Source organism: Legionella sp., from assembly GCF_047605385.1.
In the GTDB taxonomy this organism is placed as follows: domain Bacteria; phylum Pseudomonadota; class Gammaproteobacteria; order Legionellales; family Legionellaceae; genus Legionella.
This window is the reverse complement of the sequence record NZ_JASGFU010000019.1, coordinates 1-20,671: the sequence shown is the minus strand read 5'-3', so window position 1 is coordinate 20,671 and position 20,671 is coordinate 1. Positions and strand designations below refer to the sequence as shown.

The following is a 20,671-nucleotide window of genomic DNA, read 5'->3' as shown; positions in this document are numbered from 1 at the left end:
GAGAATAGACCTAATTCTACTCAAAAAGAGCATTATTATTTATATCTATTTTTCTAACCCCATGAATTGAATAATAATTTATCCTAATGAGCAAGAACAAGACTTCTGAATTTACAATTACGTCAATTGTTTATATAATAGGCGTTTTTTTAATGACCAATAACGGTGATTTTACAAGAAGAAAGGAGCTGTATGAATACATTGTTAACTCTAATCTCAACCGTCATATTAACGAGCAACATTACAAACATTTCCAATTCATTTGCAATCGGATCTGATATCAATACAAAGGTACAACATCTGGCTACTAAAGCCCCTCGGCTCAATAAGCAAGTATTAGCACTTGCTTTAACGGCATATAGTAATGCCAGTAAACGTGGTGAGGTAAAAAAACCAGTTCTTACCGTTATTGATTATTCATTACCATCAAACAAACAACGTATGTGGGTATTTGATGTTAACAAAGAGCGACTTCTATATAATACTTATGTTGCTCATGGAAGAAACTCTGGTAATAATACTCCCACTCACTTCTCAAATATCAATTCAAGTAAAGAATCCAGTTTAGGTACCTATATTACTTCGGATACTTATATTGGACACAAAGGATACTCCCTTAATCTCGTAGGTATGGATAAAGGCTTTAATGACAATGCTTATAATCGTCGTGTCGTAATTCATGGCGCATGGTATGTTGAGCCTGACTTCATTAAAAAAGCCGGCCGTGCCGGTCTATCATGGGGCTGCCCTGCAATTGCCCAAACATTGGCAAAGCCTGTAATTAATACCATTAAAAATGGTTCTGTAGTTTTTGCTTATTATCCCGATAAAAAGTTCTTGTCTCATTCTGGATATCTGGTAGCATAATGCACAAATAAAAAAGCCAGGCATAACGCCTGGCTTTTTCGCAGTCATCCATATAAGAACGTCCAGTCCTTATAAAGTCTTCCCTGACAAAATCAAATCCATTTGATTTCAAGTCCTTTTGATAAGCTTGCATCCTTACAAGCTATGGTTAGAATTTAGCAATAGCAGAGAATTAATTCAAGAGCAAAAATCATTAAAAAATATTATTTATTATTTTTACAAAATAATAAATTTTGATAAAAAAATATATAAAACAAGATGTTAGCTTTCTTATTAAGAAATTAAAGCATCAAAAACAGCCATTTTCACCATGAAATTTGAGATATTTCTTATAGGATCATGAGCAATTTATTCTATTTCGGATGAAAATAATACATAATTTATCATTATTGTTTCATTTAAATGCTTGATTATGTCTTAATATATGATAGCTTATTCGCCTAATGATTACGCTTTAGAGCAAAACATGATGGACAAGCAACAAACAAATACTGTAAAAAAAGATAAGCTCCACATTATAGATTGGTTGATTGAACATTTCCCTTCTGCTTTTTTTAAAAAGGGAAATCAAATTAAGCCGTTAAAGATTGGCATCTTTGACGACATTATCGATTTTTATGAGCGTCTTGATTCTCCCCCGTTTAGCAAAAAATCACTCAGAGAAGCATTAAGCTATTATAGTGCATCTCCTGCTTATTTAAGTTGTCAAAAAGAAAATACGGCACGAGTTGATATTTATGGTAATGAAGTGGATGTAGTTACAGCTGAACAAGCCAAATATGCATTTCAACGTTACCAAGAACGCTATAACAAGAAGAAAGAAATGGCCTCTGCGAAGTAGGTAATGATTCATTTCCCGTGAAAGAAAGCAAAAAGTCTCTCGCGGGAAAATTCTATTTGCGCAATGCCATCAAATAATTAATTTGCACATCAGAGCACAATGAAGAAGTCCTTAAAATAGGGTTATAATTAATTCCCTGCATATCCACCAAGTGAAATCCATAACTACGCACTATCCGCATTAACTCGCTGGGTTTAATAAATTTTTTATAATCATGCGTCTGCCTGGGTAGTAAATTTAATACATACTCTGCGACAACAATAGCCCCTGCGTATGCTTTCAAGGTTCTGCTAATTGTAGATAAAAACAAAATGCCTTTAGGCTTCAGCAAACGCTTACAATGCTCCAAAACCATTTCTGGATGCTCAACATGCTCTAACATTTCCATACATGTAATCACATCATACTGCTCACTTTTAAAAGTTTCAATTGGTGTACATACATATTCAATAGTAAGGCTATTCGTTTGCGCGTGTTCTTGGGCAGCCAAGATTGCTTCTTGCTCCACATCAAGCCCTGTAACCTTTGCTCCGGCCTTCGCCATTGCTTCACATAAAATGCCACCGCCACAACCAACATCTAAAATATGCAAATTGTTTAAGTTTATCTGCTGAGCAATAAACGCTAAACGGGTAGCATTAATGTCATGCAAAGTTTTAAGAGGCCCCTCTGTGTCCCACCAATGCTTTGCATGTTGGGCAAATTTATTTACTTCTTCCGCGTTGACTGTTGATCTTTTATTCATAATGACAATAAATCCAGAGGCTTAAAAAAATCGATTACTTTTTGATTATTGATAAAACTTATATTATATGGATGCTGAGCAACCAGAGCTACTGTCAATCGATCTTGAGGTATCATTTCCGCAACTTTTCCTAATAAGATTAATTTTATGGTTGGTTTAACCACTGATAATTGCAGCAATAAACTTTGCATAAATGGCTTCCAATGCTTCGCGTGATAAAGTACCTTACCTTCACTAAAAACCAAGGATGCATTCAATAATAATATCCCTTTAGCCATCATACCTTGAAATAACTGCTTAGCGGTCTGTACTAAACCCTCTTTATGCAACTGAGCAATACGTTCTTGAGAGGTATCTTTAGCATCCAAATCACCACGAGCAACTAACATCATCTTGATCCAGTTTCGTAATGAAGTCGCCCTATTAACCGTAGTGCTTAATCCTTTGGGACTCCATAAATTATCTACCGCATTATCCCAAAAAGCATAACCATTGGCTGAAGCTGCGCGCGGATAAGGCGACTCCCCTAATAAAATATAATGTGTTTTTTCAAGAGGTAGACTAAAGGCGGCAAACAAGCGCTCACAACCTGGAAGCCAATGCGGGTCACCTTCTAATTGCTGTAAATAATCCTTATCCATAGTCGCCAAAGATTGGACAACCAATTCCTTCCAATCTGGGTGACATGATTTAAAACAAGAGCTAATATTCACTATCTTTACCTAAAATCAATATCGTAACTGTTCTGGGTATTTTCTTCAATTAAAACCCATGGTTTGTATTTTATTAATACAATTGGCTATAATAAAAACATCTTACTCACTATAATTTAGTACAAAAGAGCTCAAATGAAACCACATACTCCTTTGTTTTTCCAAGAAGAATTAATCAATCGTACCACAAAATTACTTGATAGTTATGTGAATGTGGAGGGGACGCTGCGAGAACGTGTCTTTCTCGCTTATGCGACTAAGACATTAAATGAATTAAAAAAACTTGCTCAAGGAAACGCGGATGATTTAGCAAATAAGCTGGAGAAATATTTAAAGCAGCACTGGGAACGGATTAACGGGACATTTGTAAGTTACTCTTCGATTCCAGAAAATGAAGTGACTCATCTCTTGCTTGATGCTGCAATTTTTACAGCACAACAACTAAATGAAAACACGCGAAAAAAATCGCCTGTTGGTGCAATCAATGTATTAATGTCCACAGTGAACACCGTATCATTGAGTGAGCAATGGCCACATTTAGGCGCCTATGAAGATGATGCTTACAAAAATCAAGTAAATATAGACCTCGATTTGCAACTTCTTCTTAAAACTCACATTCTTGGCCAAAAAGGATTTTATTTAATTCCAGTACAATTATTACCAACCTTGTTAGAGGAGGAAAAAAAAGAGACTCGCTACAATCCTTATTATAATTATAAAGATCATTCTGAGAATATGGCCACTATCAATGAAGAAGAGATGCATCGCTTGATTGATCACTCGAATAGAAGCCGTGCGTTATATGAAGCCTATCAGCGTTATCAGTCTTATGTAAAGGATCAAAATCATTTATTGGGTCATCTAACGTTATTGTGCAAAGCACTTTACATGAATAGCGTTAGTGGATTAGGTAGGGAAGATAATGCGGGCAGTGGTGTATATCCTGCAATTTTAAGTTTTCGGGATTATTATCACACACTTGATGAAGAGCTCAGCAAAAAAATTCCAGCAGAAGTAAAAAAAGAAATTGATACTTTGCTTGACTTTGCTTTTAATAAAGAAGCAAACAAAAATGCCACAGAAACTCTTGCTACCTGTATTGCTACTCGCCGTACTTTACTCCTCAAAGCAATAGAAAACAATGAAGTATCTTTAAGTCAAATCATAGTGAGTGGGAGTACTCATGAGAATCTCTTGCACACAGCCAAAACAACTTATGAACAAGCAAAAGAGGACTTAATCCAGAGTATTAAACAAGGCAATTATTCAGGGCATGATATGGTAGGCCTAACTAAAGACTTACTTACTTGGCTGGACATCCCTTTTTCTATCACATCCCGACAAGATTTGGCAGACTTAACTAATTTAAGTGCTGAGGAAATAAAGAATCTCGGCGCCCTCGAAAAACTAGGACAACAAATAGCCGCACAATTTATCAATCTTGAAGAATTTATCTGGTTTGCTGTAGACACCAAACCAGAAATACTGGGAGCCATTATAACTATCAGCGCTCCGGAATTGCAAAAATCTATTCTATCAAGATTTAATAATGTCGCTCAATTGCTCCTACCTTTGGAAAAAGACCATCGTCTTGCTATTTTAAAAAGCTTGAAAGATCAACTGCCCAAATGTATTAAAAATGCTAGTGACTTTAGCACCGCATTTCAACTCCTAGACGTTGAACATCCCACTATCCTATTGGAAGCACTCAAAAACCATTCACGAGAATTTATTAAAAATGTTAGTGACTTTAGCACTGTATTTCAACTCCTGAATACTGAGCGACGTGCTATCCTATTCGAAGCACTCAAAAACCACCTACCAGAATTTATTAAAAATGCTAGTGACTTTAATAGTGTATTTCAACTCCTGAGTACTGAGCAACGCACTATCTTACTCGAAGCATTCAAAAACCACTCATCAGAATTTATTAGAGAGGTTGATGACTTTAGCACTGTATTTCAACTCCTGGATACTGAGCAACGCACTATCTTTTTCGATATCCTCAAAGACCAGTCATTTAACTTTATTCACAACTCTTTTGCTTTGAGTACTGTGATTCGATATTTGAATGAAGAACAATTCAAATGGATATGCAACAATATTTTACAGGACATCATTATAAGTGCTCATGATATTAAAGAATTTTGCCTCTTTGACAGCAAAAAATTTGCAATGATATGGAATGAACTAAAAAGGTATTTTTCCACACTCATTAACAATATAGATGATGTTGAGGAAGTTCTTTGCCAACTTAACATTGAGCAATTCACAATAGTATGTAATGAATTAAAAGATCGTCTGCCGTCAATTATTACACATGCGAATAAATTTAAATCTCTACTTAAAAAATGTAATGAGCAACAACGAGCGATACTATTTGAAGTACTAAAAGACCATTTACCATCACTAATTAAAACTCCTCTACAATTCAAATGGGCACTTGAAAATCTTGATATCGAGCAGCGTGCTGTACTATTTGATATGTGCAAAGACCGATTACTTCAAATGATTAGAAACTCTTTTGAATTTCAGGATGCAACTGCTTATCTTAATGTTGAACAGGTTATCGTAATATGCACAGCACTGAAAGATCGCCTACCTCAACTTATTACAAATGAGGAAGACTTTAACAAGCTTACTTCTGAACAACGTGAGGCAATAACAAAAGTGGATAAAAATCGTTTCTTTCAACCGGCAAGCAAAGTGGAGAGCGAAATAAAAAGTCCTATTGCCAAAATAGACCCCTTAGGTTAAAAAGCAATTATTTTTCCTATGCTCTACAATTGTAATTAAAAGACTAGCTGTCCCTTAATCCTTTTGACTGTATCGATAAGAATGGCACTCTATTTTTCTGGGCCGAAGATTTTATAGATCCAACAAATCCTGATTATAAGATTTTTATTACTATAAACCCAATACACGGAATCTTATTGACCAATTCTTTCGTTTTAAGCTATTGTTTCAACATCGGTTTTAGAGCGAATATCATGATTAAATCATATCAAAAACTAGTTGATGTCATATGCTCCAAGCAAAAACTAATGATTGAACAACTATACCAATTTTGTGAAATCAATTCCGGCACAAGTAATATTTCAGGCCTTACTCAAATACTTCAAGTTTTGCATACCGCCTATAAACCTATTGCGGATGAAATTCATCTTAAAAAATCACCTCCTTTATCAATCATTAACATGTCTAGTGATACTGTCATGCAACAATGTGGTGATGCATTATTTATCCAAAAACGCCCACATTTAAAACGCCGAATACTACTTAGCGGGCATATGGACACTGTCTATCCACAGCACAGCCCCTTCCAAAAACTCACTTATATTAATGACAATCAGATCAATGGCCCTGGGGTTGCCGATATGAAAGGGGGATTAATTGTCATGTTGCATGCTTTAACTGCATTGGAACAAAATGAGCATGCCAAACAACTAGGTTGGGATGTTTTAATTAATGCAGATGAGGAAATCGGTTCTCCAGCATCCAGTGTCATTTTTGATGAAATAGCCGCAAATTATCAAGCAGCTCTGGTTTATGAGCCTGCAATGACACCCACAGGAACCTTAGCTAAAAATCGTCGGGGTAGTGGCAAATTTACTTTAATTGCCACCGGTAAGGCAGCCCATGTTGGTCGTGCTTTTGCAAAGGGCAGAAATGCGATTTGTTATCTTGCGGAAATTATTACTGCAGTACATCAGCTCAATGACCAACGTGAAGGGGTGACCATTAATGTAGGTAAAATTGCTGGTGGAGAAGTCTTAAACATGGTGCCTGATAAAGCAGTTGCCAAATTAGATGTTCGCTTTAGCCAGCCTGAAGATCAACAGTGGGTAAACCAAGAATTTGCGAAAATCCTCCATAAATTCAAACAACAAGACTATACTTTAACAATACAAGGAGCCTTTGGCAGGCCTGTAAAAAAAGTATGCCTCGGTACTAAGCATCTATTCAAACGTATCCAAAGTCTAGGCAAAGAGCTTGGTTTATCCATCGATTGGCAAGACAGTGGAGGCTGTTGTGATGGCAATAATCTCGCACAGCATGGTTTACCTGTTTTAGATACGTTGGGAGTAAGAGGTGGCAATATCCATAGTCCCGAAGAATATATTTTATTAGATAGTTTGTCAGAACGCGCTGCGTTAAGTGCTTTAATCATGCTTGATTTGGCACAAGGTGGCTTAGAGGATTTAAAACATGATGCTATTTCGCAGAGCTCTTGATTCTGACTTGGATGCCATTCATCATCTTGCCAAGCTAAGTGGCATTGGAATGACAACGCTGCCTAAAGATAAGAAACTACTGGAAAAACGAATCAAGTGGTCTACTGCTTCTTACCACAAAGACATTAATGAACCTGATTCAGAGTATTATTTTTTCGTTTTGGAAAATCAATGTACCAAAGAGATTATAGGCATTTCTGGAATTGAGTCACGTATTGGATTTGCAACGCCTTTTTACTCTTATAAATTGACTCGACGTACACGAGTGTCGCGTACTTTAAAAATACGAAATGAATATGAAGTATTAAGCTTAGTGAATGATAAGCAAGGCCATAGTGAATTATGTACGCTTTTTTTAAATCCCGCACATCGCAGAAATAATAATGGAATCTTGCTGTCTAAGGGACGTTTTCTCTTTATGGCACAGCATCCACAACGCTTTGCTCCTATCATTATCGCAGATATGCGCGGAGTTTCTGATAAAAATGGTAACTCCCCTTTTTGGAATAACATCGGTAGTCATTTTTTCAAAATGACTTTTGCCAAAGCAGATCAATTAACCCTGGCAACAAACAAGCAATTTATTGCCGATTTAATGCCTCGCAATCCAATCTATGTCAAACTGCTTTCCCCCGAAGCACAAGCAGTTATCGGCCAACCGCATCCATTAACTATCCCCGCGTACAATACTTTATTACGTGAAGGCTTTCGCTATCATCAATACATTGATATTTTTGACGGTGGACCAACCTTAGAAACACCCGTGGAGAAAATTAAAACTGTTGAACTCAGTAAGTTAGTAATAATTTCAAGTTTAAGTGACGAAGTCAGTAGTGCTAAATATCTTTTATCCAATGCACAATTGAATTTTCGTGCTACGATTGATACTGCTTTAGTAAATACCGAAAGAAATACCTGCATTATTAGCAAAAAAACGGCACAAGTGCTTAGTGTCGACTGTGGCGATACCTTACGTCTAGCTCCCTTGGAAATCACTCAATCAGTCTAGGAACACTTAATTATGATGCACGGCAAAGGTCAATACATTAATGGACAATGGATTAAAAGCTCCGGTTCACGATTAGAATCTATTAATCCCAGTTATGGCAGTTTATTCTGGCAAGGTACATCAGCTTCAACTCAAGAAATTACTACTGCAGCTCAAGCAGCTCGTGAAGCTCTGCCTTCCTGGTCTACCTTAATGTTCGAGCAACGCGCCCAATACACTGAACAATTTGCTAAAGAAATAGAAAAAAACCGCTCTCAACTAATACAACTTATTTCACAAGAAACTGGCAAACCTTTATGGGAAGCAGAAACTGAAGTCAATTCCGTAATTGGCAAAATTAAGTTATCAATTCAAGCATACCAGGAGCGCACTGGTTCCAAAACAACAGAAGCTAATGGTTGCTTGCGGTTTAAGCCTCAAGGTGTTGTAGTAGTTTTGGGGGCTTTTAATTTTCCGGCACATCTAAGTAATGGTCATATAGTTCCTGCTTTATTAGCTGGAAATACTATTCTTTATAAACCTAGTGAATATGCCCCTGCTGTAGCCGAGTTAATGATACAATGTTGGCACAATGCTGGCCTACCCGCAGGTGTGATTAATTGTCTGCAAGGTGATGCCCACTGTGGAAAAGCTTTATTAGCCCAAAACATTCAAGGTGTCTATTTTACCGGCAGCTATCCCACCGGCCTAAGTATTCACCAACAGTTTAGCGACCGTCCTGAAGTAATTCTGGCGTTAGAAATGGGGGGAAATAATCCTCTAGTGATTGATAATGAACTCCATAATCTTGACGCTGCAGTTTATCAGACTCTACTCTCAACCTTCATTACTTCTGGGCAACGTTGTACTTGTGCACGACGAGTGATTATCCCCGATACAGCTCTTGGGGATGATTTTCTAAAACGTTTCATTGATACTAGCAAACAACTTAAAGTAGGTCCTTATGATCAAATACCAGAACCATTTATGGGGCCAGTAATCAGCCATACACAAGCATTGAGGCACTTACATAGTCAAAAAAAATTACTAGAAGCTGGTGGTGAATCCTTATTGTCCATGACCCTTCTTACTGAGAACACGGGATTGCTTTCTCCTGGTATCATTGATATGAGTAAGGTAACCCAACCAGCGGATGAGGAAATTTTTGCACCGTTGGTACAGATTTATCGTTACTCATCTTTTAATCAAGCAATTAAATTAGCAAATCAAACTCGTTATGGCTTATCGGCTAGTTTATTTAGTGATAAAAAAGAACATTATCAACAATTTTATCAAGAAATTCGTGCAGGTCTCATTAATTGGAATCGCCCAACAACGGGCGCGGCCAGCAACCTTCCATTTGGTGGTGTGGGCCTTAGTGGAAACCACCGACCAAGTGCTTTTTTTGCCGCAGACTACTGTGCTTATCCAGTTGCCAGTATGGAGCAAGCCACCTTAACCATGCCTAAGCATTTGCTACCCGGTATTGAAGAGAATAAACAATGAATACTGTTTATGAATTAAATTTGGATGGATTGGTAGGACCAACACATAACTATGCAGGGCTTGCTGCTGGAAATATCGCCTCAACCTCTAATGCATTAACACGTTCCAACCCATTAGCAGCAGCCAAACAAGGATTAAAAAAGATGCGTTTTCTGCATCAATTAGGCTTTAAGCAAGGTGTTTTACCTCCGCATCAACGCCCTAACTTAAAGTTGCTGCATCAATTAGGTTTTCGTGGAAGTATCACTGATCAATTGCAAAACGCTTATAAAACTGCTCCTGAATTACTTGGCGCCTGCTACTCAGCTTCGAGCATGTGGACTGCAAATGCTGCAACGGTAACACCAAGTCTTGATGCGGGTGATGGAAAGACTCACTTTACTACCGCCAATTTAATCAATAACTTACATCGTCATCAAGAAGCTGATTTTTCCTCCAAATTGTTGCAGCTCCTGTTTGCTAATCCTGATTATTTTATTCATCATGAGATACTACCTCGCTCTACCATAACCAGTGATGAAGGCGCAGCAAATCACAGTCGTATTTGCCAAAATCATGCACAACCAGGTATTCATCTCTTCGTGTATGGTAAAAAAGCCTTTGCTAAAAATGGGGTTGCACCAGTAAAATATCCTGCTCGACAAACCCGGGAAGCTTCCGAAATCATCGTAAGAAATCATCAATTGTCAGCACAACAAGTCATTTTAGCACAGCAAAATCCACAAGCAATTGATCAAGGTGTGTTTCATAACGATGTAATTTCTGTAGCCAACGAATCTCTATTTTTAGTGCATGAACAAGCCTTTCTTAATCAAAAAAAAGTGCTACAAGAATTACGCAATAAAGCGGCATTTTCTATAAATATTATTGAAATTTCACAGCATCAGCTAAACCTGACTGATGCAGTTGAGTCTTATTTATTTAATTCGCAAATCTTGACCTTGCCACATCAACAGCAAATGATTCTAGTTGCTCCAGGTGAATGCGAACATAATTTACGTGTCAAAACATACATCGACTCATTAATTGCTGAAACCACAAACCCGATTAATGCAGTGCACTTTATAGATTTACGACAAAGCATGCGTAATGGTGGCGGACCAGCATGTTTAAGATTACGAGTTCCTTTAAATACTCAAGAGCTAGACTCAATGCATCAAGGGATTTTAGTCAATGACTATTTATTAGATACTTTGGAGCAATGGGTAGAAAAATATTATCGTAGCGAATTAACAGCTATTGATTTAACGGATCCACAATTAATTAACGAAAGCATGCACGCATTAGATGAGCTCACCCAAATTTTGAACATTGGCTCCATTTATCCCTTTCAGTCAGAGGTGACATAATAATTATGTGGAAAACCAAATTAGGCACCTGCATTTATGAATCACCTTCGGGTTATAAAGTATACCAAAACCTATTTTATCGTTGGCTTACTTTAGGTTCACCTGCGTTACAAACAGTGATCAACCGATTGATGCCACAAAAGCCTGTATTACGTTATCTTCCAGTATTGACACTGATGGTACGTCATTATCCAGATCGCGCCTGTCTACTTGGTTTAGGTGGGGCGGGAATACCTTTGATGCTTGCAAATAAAAAAACAGCTCCTCCACTTATTGCAATCGATAAAAGTGAAGAAGTGATTGACATTGCTAAACGTTTTTTTTACATAGAGCGTTTACATAATGTTACCATTAAACATGAAGATGCAATGGATTATGTGCAAAATTATCAGGAAACATTTTCCCATGTGATGGTTGATTTATACAACGCCAATTATTTTCCCCCAGAGTGCAACAATGAATTATTCTTTAGTTCTTGTCAAAAAATATTAGCACCTGAAGGTTTCGCTGCTTTTAACCTAGCAAACTATAAAGAACAATGGGCAATTTATCAATTAATTAAAAAATACTTTAAACAGACTTTAGTTATTCCCATCAAAAAAACCGCGAATATGGTCATTATTGCCGCTCAGAATCAAAGCAAAGAATTATTTTTTAACAAAATAGAACATACTGGCGAAATAAAACGAATAGTCTGGGTGGAATCCTGGGGGCATGTAGGAGATTATTGAATTTCCTTAGTAATTAATCGATGTGAAGAAAATTACTGTGCTGGGTCCTTACCTTAGACAAATTATTTGTACGACTTCAAGGTCACGGGAATATAAATTATGTAACAAACTTTTATAAAGAGGATATTTACATACCCGTGAAAGCTTTCTGACGAGCTATTTAAAGCCCTGCCTAATTTTAAATTTCCATTAAATCTTTCTCTTTCTCAATTAACAAAACATCCACTTCTTGAATGTATTTATCAGTTAATTTTTGAATTGCTTCCACAGCACGGCGCTCATCATCTTCAGATATAGATTTATCTTTCACCAAATCTTTTAATTGATTATTAGCGTCACGTCGTATATTGCGGATTGCAACCTTCCCTTGCTCACCTTCACTACGAACCACCTTGATTAATTCTTTTCGTCGCTCTTCAGTTAACGGAGGCATAGGAACGCGCACTGCATTGCCAGTAGTTGCAGGATTTAAACCTAAATCAGAAGTTAAGATTGCCTTTTCTACAGCAGCAACCATATTTTTTTCCCACGGTGTTACTAACAAGGTACGGGAATCACTTGCAGCAATGCTCGCTACCTGATTTAAAGGTGTTAAAGTACCGTAATAATCAACTTGTACGTGATCTAATAAGCCAATGTTCGCTCTTCCGGTGCGGATCTTCGTCATATCATGATGTAAAACATCAATGGCTTTTCTCATACGTTTTTCAGAGTCTTGCTTAATTTCATTAATCATTATTAGCTCCGACTATAGTTCCCACACGTTCGCCAGTAACAATACGTCTTAGCGCATTTGGTGCAGCCATATCAAATACTTGCAAAGGCATGTTTTGATCCTGACATAAGCAAATCGCAGTAGAGTCCATAACTTCCAAACCTTGAGTTAAGACTTCTTTATAGGTTAAATAATCATAACGCTTGGCATCTGGATTTTTCATAGGATCATCTGAATAGACGCCATCAACTTTAGTTGCTTTTAAAACAACATCAGCACCTATTTCAATTGCCCGTAGGCATGCCGCTGTATCTGTAGTAAAGAATGGATTACCAGTTCCAGCAGCAAAAATGACTACATGACCAGTACGCAAATGAGTAATCGCTTTGCGTCTGTGGTATGAGTCAACTACTCCTAACATAGGAATAGCTGACATAATCCGCGCCGGTAAATCAATGCGCTCCAAGGCATCTCTCATTGCTAAAGCATTCATTACGGTAGCCAGCATCCCCATATGGTCACCAGTTACTCGCCCTACTCCAGCTTGAAAAAGTGCCTTACCGCGGAACAAATTGCCACCACCCAATACAAGACCTACTTCGACATCCATCTGAATAAGCTCAGCGATGTCCTTAGCGAGCGTATCTAGTACAGCAGGATCAATTCCAAACTGAGATTTTCCCATAAGGGCTTCGCCACTAAACTTAAGTAAAATACGTTTATATTTTAATTTTGGGTGTTTATCATTCATCATGAACGAACCTGAGACATCACTTCTTCAACGAAGTTATCTTCTTTTTTCTCAATACCTTCACCAACTTCATAACGAATAAATGCAATAACTTCGGCATTTTTCTCTTTTAAAAGCTGACCTACTTTCATATCAGGGTTCTTAACATATGGTTGGCCTAATAAGCTCACTTCATCGATAAATTTATTGATACGACCATCAATCATTTTGTCGATAATTTCTTGTGGCTTACCGCTTTCTTTTGCTTGAGCTGTGAAGATTTCACGTTCGTTTTCAATAACTTCAGCAGAAACTTGGTCACGGCTAACAACAATTGGCTTACTTGCTGCGATATGCATTGCAATGTCTTTAGCTAAAGCTTCATCACCATTTTTCAATGCAACCATGACACCAATGCGTGAGCCATGCATGTAATGGCCAATTATGCCATCACTATTCATGCGTTCAATACGACGAATCTTGATGTTCTCGCCAATTTTAGCAACTAATTCTTGTCTTGCTTGTTCTACAGTATTTCCAGAAGCTAATGGTAATGCAGACAATGCCTCAACAGTAGTGACTGAACTGTTAAGTGCTGCTTCAGTAACGCTACTAGCAAAGTTAGTAAAGTTTTCATCACGAGCAACAAAGTCTGTTTCACTGTTGATTTCGATCATCACAGCACTACGCCCATCAGTAGAGCGAGCAATAATAACCACACCTTCAGCAGCAACACGATCTGCTTTTTTATCTGCTTTTGCTTGACCTGCTTTACGCATTTCAATAATTGCTGCTTCAATATCGCCACTGGTAGCAATCAAGAATTTCTTGCATTCCATCATACCAGCACCAGTGCGCTCACGTAACTCCATAACTAATTTTGCACTAATTGACATCTTTAAATTTCTCCACATAGAAAAAAGGGGGCAAAATCAGGTCATTCAACCCATGCCCCCAAATTCATCAGTTAATTATTCACCAGCTTTTTCAGCATCGCTTTCTTTATCAGTAACTTCTATAAACTCAGCATCAACAGAGCCCATACCTACCGTGTTACTGTGTTTTGCATTTAAAATTGCATCAGCAACGCAACGAACATAAATATCAACTGCTCGCATTGAGTCATCGTTGCCAGGAATAACGTAATCAATGTTTCTAGGACTGTTATTAGTATCAACAACACCAATAACAGGGATCTTCAAGCGACGTGCTTCTTCAACAGCAATATGTTCAAAGCCAACATCAACAACAAACAATGCATCAGGCAAACCGCCCATGTGCTCAATACCACCCAAGCCGCGCTCTAATTTTTCAAGCTCACGAGTCAGCATTAAGGCTTCTTTCTTAATCATGTCGTTAAACAGACCTTTTTCTTTCATTTCTTTCAGTTCTTTTAATCTGAAAATGGACTGACGAACAGTTTTGTAGTTGGTTAACATACCACCTAACCAACGGTGATCAACATAAGGCATTCCGCAACGTTTAGCCTGCTCACGAATACTTTCTTGAGCCGCTCTTTTTGTACCAACAAAAAGAATTTTCGCTTTGTTTGATGCTAATCGACCAACATAATTAAGTGCATCACTTAGCATCACCATTGTCTTTTCAAGATTGATGATATGGATTTTATTACGAGAGCCAAAAATATATTCTCCCATTTCAGGATTCCAGAAACGAGTTCTGTGACCAAAATGAGCACCCGCTTCGAGTAATTCACGCATACTTACATTTTTCATTATATATTCTCCAGGGTTACGCCTCCACGCTCCCCATACGAAACCCACAAGGGACCCTATCGTATGTGCCGGAACGTGTGTGTTTTTAAAAGCGCAATACTTATAACATATTGCAGTAAATTCAGCAATCCATGCACCTATAAATAGTCGTTTTTATTCGTCAACTGAATCAATTATAAACAATGAACTTGCAAAGTTGTCATTTGAGTCTAAATTATATCTATAAGATCAAATTATTTTCGTAAATTCATTAATTAATACATTTACAAAAATAAACCAACTAAAAGAAAAAAAATGAACAATAAAAATAATGCAGTATATAAGAATCAAAAACGATATGCCTCAAACACAACAGGAAATTCTTCTGCGCCAAAATATAATTACAACCCACATCGGCATACGAAAATTTGGCTCAGCAACAACCCCAATTTATTCCTGAATCTGGAAAACCAAATTCGTCTTATTAAAATGCGCGAACAAAATCCCGATGATATAATTCACTTGATTTATGATTCATCATTATTGGCTGTAAAAGCAGTTGATGAGTTAAATATATTTTGTGCTGAAAATAATATTATCCCGCTTGATGCTGATTTATTTACTCCCCAATTGCTTTCAACCAAACAATGCCAATTATATGAATTCTATAAAGATGAAATTCGCCATTTAAAAGAAGGTGGAAATTTAGCAGTTGCCAGTGACATTTTACGGTGGCTTTATCCTGTATATAAAAACGGTACTTATGCTGATTTTGATTTTCCAATAACTACTTCTGCACTTCCTGAAACCATTGAAGTGGAATCCCCATTATTGCTTAATATAGGTAGTTTAAAATTAGGAAAAAAAGAATTTATCTTATCAAATAATGATTTTGTTGCCATAGTGGATCATGAAGCAGCTAAAGATATGATAGAGCGAGTACAGCAAGGACTTTTAAATCGTTTAACCAAGTACGACACCGACTTTGTACAAAAAACAGAAAAAAAACTTCAAGATAATTTTTTTAACAGAAACCTACTTAAGCTAATGCGAAATCGCTCTGAAACCTTTTATATTTCGAAATCAAAAGACATCCATAAACCCAGCATTACATCACGAGCTTTACGTAAATACGTTAGAGAAATCATGTCAGATAAAAGTAAATTTCTCGAATTTAGTCGCAAAAACACAGAAGAAACTCATGCTGATATCATTCAACGATTAAGAGAGGATTTAAAAAAACAATGTACTTTGGTTAAGCGTTTATTTTTTAGCAAAGAATATACTGAAATTAAAGAAACATTACGACAAGATAATGAATTCTTTTTGCATTATCTGATGAACAAGGAATTGAATTTATACATCAAATCAATCATCGTGTGTACAACCGGCCCAATTCAAATTTCAAATGCTCTATTTAAGGATTATGTTGTTGATATCCCTACGTTTGCCGCAAAAATACAACCTTTATCATTTAACCATTATCACTTACAAAAATCATTTCGTTCGCAAAACTCTATTCCCATGCATGAAAGCATCTTGGGAATGATGCGGTTTTTAGGTGCAAATGAAGGAGAAGTAAATGATTCTTCATGGTTAGAGTCAGGGCAGATTTTGCAAGAGCAACGAGTTAAGAAGTTAGAACAAATACGAAATGAACTGGCATTATCCTTACCTCACTCCTTACTAAAACTAAAATTAGACATTACTTTGCAAATCAATAAACTCTCTAAAGTTTCTATGTTCAAAAAATCCAAAAACGCACAAAAAGAAGCCTTGGAGAGAATATTGGCTTGCTTCCATAATGAGTTATTTGATATCAAAGAATTTGAAACAGTCTTGATGAGTTTGGATTTTGTTTTGACTGGCGTGTTTCCTAACCAAACTAAAAAATTAATATATAGTTTAAAAAAACTCTGTGGCAATGCAGTTATATTTCGCTTAGCCCAAAATCGAAAAATCAAGTTACCTGCTCATACAAACAACAATGCTTTTCCACATACTTTAGCTTATGTTCACTGATGATAGGCAATTAATTTCTATTCAATATGCTAAATAGGTCTACTTAAACAAACAATTAAGGTAAAGGACTTTATAATAATTTACGTTAACCTAATAAACGAATTAATATTGATAATGATTAAATAAAGGAAAAGTGCTATAAAAATGAAGGACCATAAAATAAAATCAGCTCTCGTTGCCATTTTTAATTCAAATACAACCATAAAACGGTATATTCTACACATTAGATTATTTAGCACCCTTATAAGTGGAGTACAGAATACCTGGGCTTTGTGTACCCAACTAAGCACATCAGTGGCTTGCATTGGGTCTACAAACATGGTCTTCCCACTTTATAATAGAAATAAACTCACGAATGGTAATAAAACCACTTTTTTTAATGCTACGATCATAACACTTAACATGTGGAATGCTGACGGCACGGCAACACCAGCTCAAATGGGTGGTGGAGATGGCCTCTGGTCTACTACATCACCAGTATGGACAGATGCCAGTGCGTCGATAACGGCTGCAATGACTCCTCAACCCGGCTTCGCCATCTTTGGAGGTACGCCAGGTGCAGTGACGATTGATAACAGTTTTGGACAAACAAGCGCTTTAGGAATGCAATTTCTTGTTGATGGATATCTATTAACAGGCAATGTATTACAGCTTGATAATGGAGGTGATCCTTCAATAATAAGCGTTGGTCCCAGTGCGAACTTTACTACAACAATCACCAATTCACTTACGGGTAATAATGGAATCAATAAAACAGGAACTGGTATCTTGGTCCTTAGTGGAACGAATACTTATATTGGAACAACAATTTTAACTGCAGGAGTACTCTCTGTATCTGCCAATAACAATCTTGGTGCTGCTCCGAACAGTTTGGATTTTGAAGGTGGTATTTTGGAGTCAACAGCACCTTTTACAATGGATCGCACCACCACATTGGGTGCTGCAGGAGGTACTTTTTTAACGGATTCTGGGACAGTACTTACTCAAAATGGCATTATCAGTGGCCTTGGAACACTCAATAAAACCGGATTGGGGACTTTAGTCCTTAATGATGCTGCGAATAATTACAATGGTGGAACTACAGTCAATGATGGTACCTTACAAGCAGGAGTGGCCGGTGCTCTAGTGAACAATACAAACTACACTATCAATGCAGGTACATTAGATTTAAATAACTTTGATTTAATCATGTCGTCTTTAGTCGGTAGTGGTGGTTCAATCGATGCAGGTACAGCTACCCTAACAGTTAATCAAACAACAGATACGGATTATGCAGGTACTATCTTAGGCTCGAATCTTTTTGTTAAAAGTGGAGCTGGGCGTTTGGAAGGAACTGGAACCGTAGGTAATACCACCGTTTCTGGTACCATCGCCCCAGGCGGCCCCGGTGAAATTGCACACTGAATGTTGCAGGAAACTACATCCAAAATTCAGGCTCTAGTTATGAAGCACAAATTAATTCTCTGGGACGATCATCTCTGATTAAAATTTCTGGCACCGCGACATTAAATGGCGGCGCCGTAAATGTTATTGCAGAAAATGGGGTTTATTCTCTGGGCCATTATACATTGTTAAATGCCTTAGGTGGGGTAGCTGGGACATACAGTGGAGTAACACCCAATCTTCCCTTTCTTACCCTTGGCCTGCTTTATGATGCCAACAATGTCTATTTGGATATCTCACAAAACAAAACTACATTTCCTGATGTAGCACAAACACCTAATGAACAAGCGGTTGCCAATGCTCTTGAAAGTTTAGGCTCTGGCAATCTTCTATTTAACACAATCCTCAGTTTACCTTCTGTCCAAACAGCGCGCAAAGCATTTAATAGTCTTTCAGGTGAAGTATATGCAGCAACTTTAGGCAGCTTAGTGGAAGCCAGTCGATATGTAGAAGATACGATGCTGAATCGGATGACTCCATTCACTTTAATCAAAAAGCCTATGCATTCAGCATTGAATTTTTGGGCTCAAGGAGTTGGCTCTTGGGGACATCGCAATGGAAATTACAATGTCGCTAGCATAACAACCAATGACGGTGGAGGTTTTATTGGTGCAGATATCAATAACGAAGTATCTCGCATTGGTTTATTAGCAGGTTATAGTGCATTACAAACTAATCTGGATGCGCGTCTTTCACAAACTAATTCGGATAATTACCATATAGGTTTGTATGCAGATTAACGAATAAAGCATATAACCCTTCGTGCGGGTGGGGCGTACAGTTGGCATGATATCGATGCACGCCGTGCAGTGATCTTTCCTGGATTATCTGAACTATTAAAATCAGATTATCGCGCAGATACTGCACAAGGTTTTCTAGAAGCTGGTTATGGTTTGGGGTTATTCGAGCCTTTTGGGCGTGCTAGCATCATTAATGTATCTTCTGGCACTCTATATGAAAAAGGTGGTATTGCTGCGCTGCATGGGAATAATAATCATCAGAATATGTTCTATTCCACATTAGGCGCACGGGTTTTTAATGTCTTTAAACAAGAAAGTAATTTTATCATAAAAGGACGCGGACTTTTAGGATGGCGCCATGCTGCTCGTAATATTAATCCGTTGGCAACTCTAGCATTTGATTCAAGTATTCCCTTTACGGTAGACGGCAGTCCTATTGCTCGCAATGATTTGTTAATCGATGCTGGGGTGGATGCATTACTGCCAAATAAGGCATTAACATTCACTCTGGTTTATATAGGACAAGTCGCTGCTCAAGTACAAGATCATGGAATAAGAGGTGTTATTTCTTGGCATTTCTCATAAATAGAAACTAGATATAAGGGATTCATATATTCAATGGGATTATCTGCATTCAACACAATAAGGCTTTTAATGCTTTCAGGTGCAAATGATAAAAAACCAGTAAATAAACCAAAATTCCTATCGTCTGCTTTCAACTGACTATGTTCAGAACTTGTTAGAGAAATTTTATAGCAAGATAAAACTTTATTTGCTCCTAATCTTGAAGATTCTAACTGCTGCAATAACTCAATCGAGCAGTAAAATTTACGTGCAACATTTTTTTGTAGCGCCAGACTCCACGTTCGAGCATTTTCATAATCACGAATTTGCTCAACTATTGGCATATAAAAGCAAACCTCTCTTGATTCATCTTGTATCTTACCTTTAAAAAACACGGACTTATTCTCTAAATAATAAATTGTTAATTTTTATATCATATAATCTATATTATGATCAATGATAATTGAGTAATCATGCAAACAAAAATTGATGAAATTTTACAACAATGGCAAAACATAAAGGAAAAATTGAAGGCTAATAGACTTTTTGGACATTTAAAAGACGACATTAATCTAGTAAATAAAGTGATGCAACAAATAAAATTAAGCAATATCATGACGATAGCTGAATTAGAAAATGCGTTAACAGTAATTGAAAATGTACATGTCAAATCGAGCAAATATAATCCTGAGCCCTTAGGAGTTTTGTTAGATAAACCCCAGTTCGGAGTTTTTTAGTCTAATTTTCAGAGAGTAAAGCAGAGTCCT

18 protein-coding genes and 1 pseudogene are annotated in these 20,671 nt (G+C 37.2%); 12 read left to right on the top strand and 7 right to left on the bottom strand.

The window, feature by feature from the left end:
* Positions 1-192 precede the first annotated feature (192 nt).
* Positions 193-867 carry a murein L,D-transpeptidase catalytic domain family protein gene (locus tag QM652_RS06310; RefSeq protein WP_415073945.1) on the top strand — a complete coding sequence of 225 codons (675 nt, stop codon included), beginning with the start codon at positions 193-195 and terminating at the stop codon, positions 865-867.
* A gap of 469 nt (positions 868-1,336) precedes the next feature.
* A complete protein-coding gene (locus tag QM652_RS06305) occupies positions 1,337-1,708 on the top strand; it encodes a ProQ/FINO family protein (protein ID WP_415073984.1) in 372 nt (123 codons plus the stop codon).
* 52 nt (positions 1,709-1,760) lie between these two features.
* On the opposite strand, the gene ubiG is transcribed toward QM652_RS06305, so the two are convergent.
* Together ubiG and QM652_RS06295 are read right to left on the bottom strand one after the other, a co-directional pair.
* Positions 1,761-2,453 (bottom strand): bifunctional 2-polyprenyl-6-hydroxyphenol methylase/3-demethylubiquinol 3-O-methyltransferase UbiG, encoded by a 693-nt coding sequence (gene ubiG / locus QM652_RS06300; protein ID WP_415073943.1) that lies wholly within the window; start codon positions 2,451-2,453, stop codon positions 1,761-1,763.
* The gene (locus QM652_RS06295) at positions 2,450-3,160 is read right to left on the bottom strand and encodes a uracil-DNA glycosylase (protein WP_415073982.1); all 711 of its coding nucleotides are present in this window, start codon (positions 3,158-3,160) and stop codon (positions 2,450-2,452) included. Before QM652_RS06295 ends, ubiG begins: the two co-directional genes overlap by 4 nt.
* 141 nt (positions 3,161-3,301) lie before the next feature.
* On the opposite strand from QM652_RS06295, the gene QM652_RS06290 reads away from it, so the two are divergent.
* The 6 genes from QM652_RS06290 (at position 3,302) to QM652_RS06265 (ending at position 11,975) form a co-directional block, all read left to right on the top strand.
* Positions 3,302-5,923 (top strand): hypothetical protein, encoded by a 2,622-nt coding sequence (locus QM652_RS06290; protein ID WP_415073941.1) that lies wholly within the window; start codon positions 3,302-3,304, stop codon positions 5,921-5,923.
* 233 nt (positions 5,924-6,156) lie between these two features.
* Positions 6,157-7,401, top strand: a complete 1,245-nt coding sequence (locus QM652_RS06285) for a hydrolase (RefSeq protein WP_415073939.1) — start codon at positions 6,157-6,159, stop codon at positions 7,399-7,401.
* Positions 7,376-8,410, top strand: a complete 1,035-nt coding sequence (locus QM652_RS06280; protein WP_415073937.1) for an arginine N-succinyltransferase — start codon at positions 7,376-7,378, stop codon at positions 8,408-8,410. Before QM652_RS06285 ends, QM652_RS06280 begins: the two co-directional genes overlap by 26 nt.
* Before the next feature lie 12 nt (positions 8,411-8,422).
* Positions 8,423-9,895, top strand: coding sequence for a succinylglutamate-semialdehyde dehydrogenase (astD, locus tag QM652_RS06275; protein WP_415073935.1), 1,473 nt, complete (start codon positions 8,423-8,425; stop codon positions 9,893-9,895).
* A complete protein-coding gene (gene astB / locus QM652_RS06270; RefSeq protein ID WP_415073933.1) occupies positions 9,892-11,244 on the top strand; it encodes an N-succinylarginine dihydrolase in 1,353 nt (450 codons plus the stop codon). Before astD ends, astB begins: the two co-directional genes overlap by 4 nt.
* A gap of 5 nt (positions 11,245-11,249) precedes the next feature.
* The gene (locus tag QM652_RS06265) at positions 11,250-11,975 is read left to right on the top strand and encodes a spermidine synthase (protein WP_415073931.1); all 726 of its coding nucleotides are present in this window, start codon (positions 11,250-11,252) and stop codon (positions 11,973-11,975) included.
* Positions 11,976-12,153: 178 nt separating this feature from the next.
* Here QM652_RS06265 and frr read toward each other — a convergent pair whose 3' ends face one another.
* The 4 genes from frr to rpsB form a co-directional block, all read right to left on the bottom strand.
* Positions 12,154-12,711: a ribosome recycling factor gene (frr, locus tag QM652_RS06260; protein WP_415073929.1), complete on the bottom strand. Its 558-nt coding sequence runs from the start codon at positions 12,709-12,711 to the stop codon at positions 12,154-12,156.
* On the bottom strand, positions 12,704-13,444 hold the full coding sequence (gene pyrH / locus QM652_RS06255) for a UMP kinase (RefSeq protein ID WP_415073927.1): 741 nt from the start codon (positions 13,442-13,444) through the stop codon (positions 12,704-12,706). The genes frr and pyrH overlap by 8 nt, the downstream gene beginning before the upstream one ends.
* Complete coding sequence (gene tsf, locus QM652_RS06250; RefSeq protein WP_415073925.1) at positions 13,441-14,316, bottom strand: translation elongation factor Ts; 876 nt, start codon at positions 14,314-14,316, stop codon at positions 13,441-13,443. The genes pyrH and tsf overlap by 4 nt, the downstream gene beginning before the upstream one ends.
* Positions 14,317-14,391: 75 nt before the next feature.
* Positions 14,392-15,156, bottom strand: a complete 765-nt coding sequence (gene rpsB, locus QM652_RS06245; protein WP_415073923.1) for a 30S ribosomal protein S2 — start codon at positions 15,154-15,156, stop codon at positions 14,392-14,394.
* Positions 15,157-15,450: 294 nt separating this feature from the next.
* Here rpsB and QM652_RS06240 point away from each other — a divergent pair, with 294 nt between their 5' ends.
* The 3 genes and pseudogenes from QM652_RS06240 to QM652_RS06230 all read left to right on the top strand — a co-directional run bounded on the left by QM652_RS06240 (position 15,451) and on the right by QM652_RS06230 (position 19,925).
* The gene (locus QM652_RS06240; protein WP_415073921.1) at positions 15,451-17,157 is read left to right on the top strand and encodes a glycosyltransferase family 88 protein; all 1,707 of its coding nucleotides are present in this window, start codon (positions 15,451-15,453) and stop codon (positions 17,155-17,157) included.
* Between the two features lie 318 nt (positions 17,158-17,475).
* The gene (locus QM652_RS06235) at positions 17,476-18,561 is read left to right on the top strand and encodes an autotransporter-associated beta strand repeat-containing protein (RefSeq protein WP_415073919.1); all 1,086 of its coding nucleotides are present in this window, start codon (positions 17,476-17,478) and stop codon (positions 18,559-18,561) included.
* Positions 18,558-19,925, top strand: a pseudogene (locus tag QM652_RS06230) (autotransporter domain-containing protein). The gene QM652_RS06235 and the pseudogene QM652_RS06230 overlap by 4 nt, the downstream one beginning before the upstream one ends.
* Here the strand turns inward: QM652_RS06230 and QM652_RS06225 are convergent.
* The gene (locus QM652_RS06225) at positions 19,886-20,299 is read right to left on the bottom strand and encodes a hypothetical protein (protein ID WP_415073917.1); all 414 of its coding nucleotides are present in this window, start codon (positions 20,297-20,299) and stop codon (positions 19,886-19,888) included. The pseudogene QM652_RS06230 and the gene QM652_RS06225 sit on opposite strands and share 40 nt — an antisense overlap.
* Before the next feature lie 78 nt (positions 20,300-20,377).
* On the opposite strand from QM652_RS06225, the gene QM652_RS06220 reads away from it, so the two are divergent.
* Entirely contained in the window at positions 20,378-20,641 is a 264-nt protein-coding gene (locus tag QM652_RS06220; protein ID WP_415073915.1) for a hypothetical protein, read from the top strand.
* Positions 20,642-20,671: the final 30 nt, after the last annotated feature.

Coding starts and splice junctions, on each gene's coding strand:
- QM652_RS06310 (WP_415073945.1), top strand. CDS start 193: ATGAATACATTGTTAACTCTAATCTCAACCGTCATATTAACGAGCAAC.
- QM652_RS06305 (WP_415073984.1), top strand. CDS start 1,337: ATGGACAAGCAACAAACAAATACTGTAAAAAAAGATAAGCTCCACATT.
- ubiG (WP_415073943.1), bottom strand. CDS start 2,453: ATGAATAAAAGATCAACAGTCAACGCGGAAGAAGTAAATAAATTTGCC.
- QM652_RS06290 (WP_415073941.1), top strand. CDS start 3,302: ATGAAACCACATACTCCTTTGTTTTTCCAAGAAGAATTAATCAATCGT.
- QM652_RS06285 (WP_415073939.1), top strand. CDS start 6,157: ATGATTAAATCATATCAAAAACTAGTTGATGTCATATGCTCCAAGCAA.
- QM652_RS06280 (WP_415073937.1), top strand. CDS start 7,376: ATGATGCTATTTCGCAGAGCTCTTGATTCTGACTTGGATGCCATTCAT.
- astD (WP_415073935.1), top strand. CDS start 8,423: ATGATGCACGGCAAAGGTCAATACATTAATGGACAATGGATTAAAAGC.
- astB (WP_415073933.1), top strand. CDS start 9,892: ATGAATACTGTTTATGAATTAAATTTGGATGGATTGGTAGGACCAACA.
- QM652_RS06265 (WP_415073931.1), top strand. CDS start 11,250: ATGTGGAAAACCAAATTAGGCACCTGCATTTATGAATCACCTTCGGGT.
- frr (WP_415073929.1), bottom strand. CDS start 12,711: ATGATTAATGAAATTAAGCAAGACTCTGAAAAACGTATGAGAAAAGCC.
- pyrH (WP_415073927.1), bottom strand. CDS start 13,444: ATGATGAATGATAAACACCCAAAATTAAAATATAAACGTATTTTACTT.
- tsf (WP_415073925.1), bottom strand. CDS start 14,316: ATGTCAATTAGTGCAAAATTAGTTATGGAGTTACGTGAGCGCACTGGT.
- rpsB (WP_415073923.1), bottom strand. CDS start 15,156: ATGAAAAATGTAAGTATGCGTGAATTACTCGAAGCGGGTGCTCATTTT.
- QM652_RS06240 (WP_415073921.1), top strand. CDS start 15,451: ATGAACAATAAAAATAATGCAGTATATAAGAATCAAAAACGATATGCC.
- QM652_RS06235 (WP_415073919.1), top strand. CDS start 17,476: ATGGTCTTCCCACTTTATAATAGAAATAAACTCACGAATGGTAATAAA.
- QM652_RS06220 (WP_415073915.1), top strand. CDS start 20,378: ATGCAAACAAAAATTGATGAAATTTTACAACAATGGCAAAACATAAAG.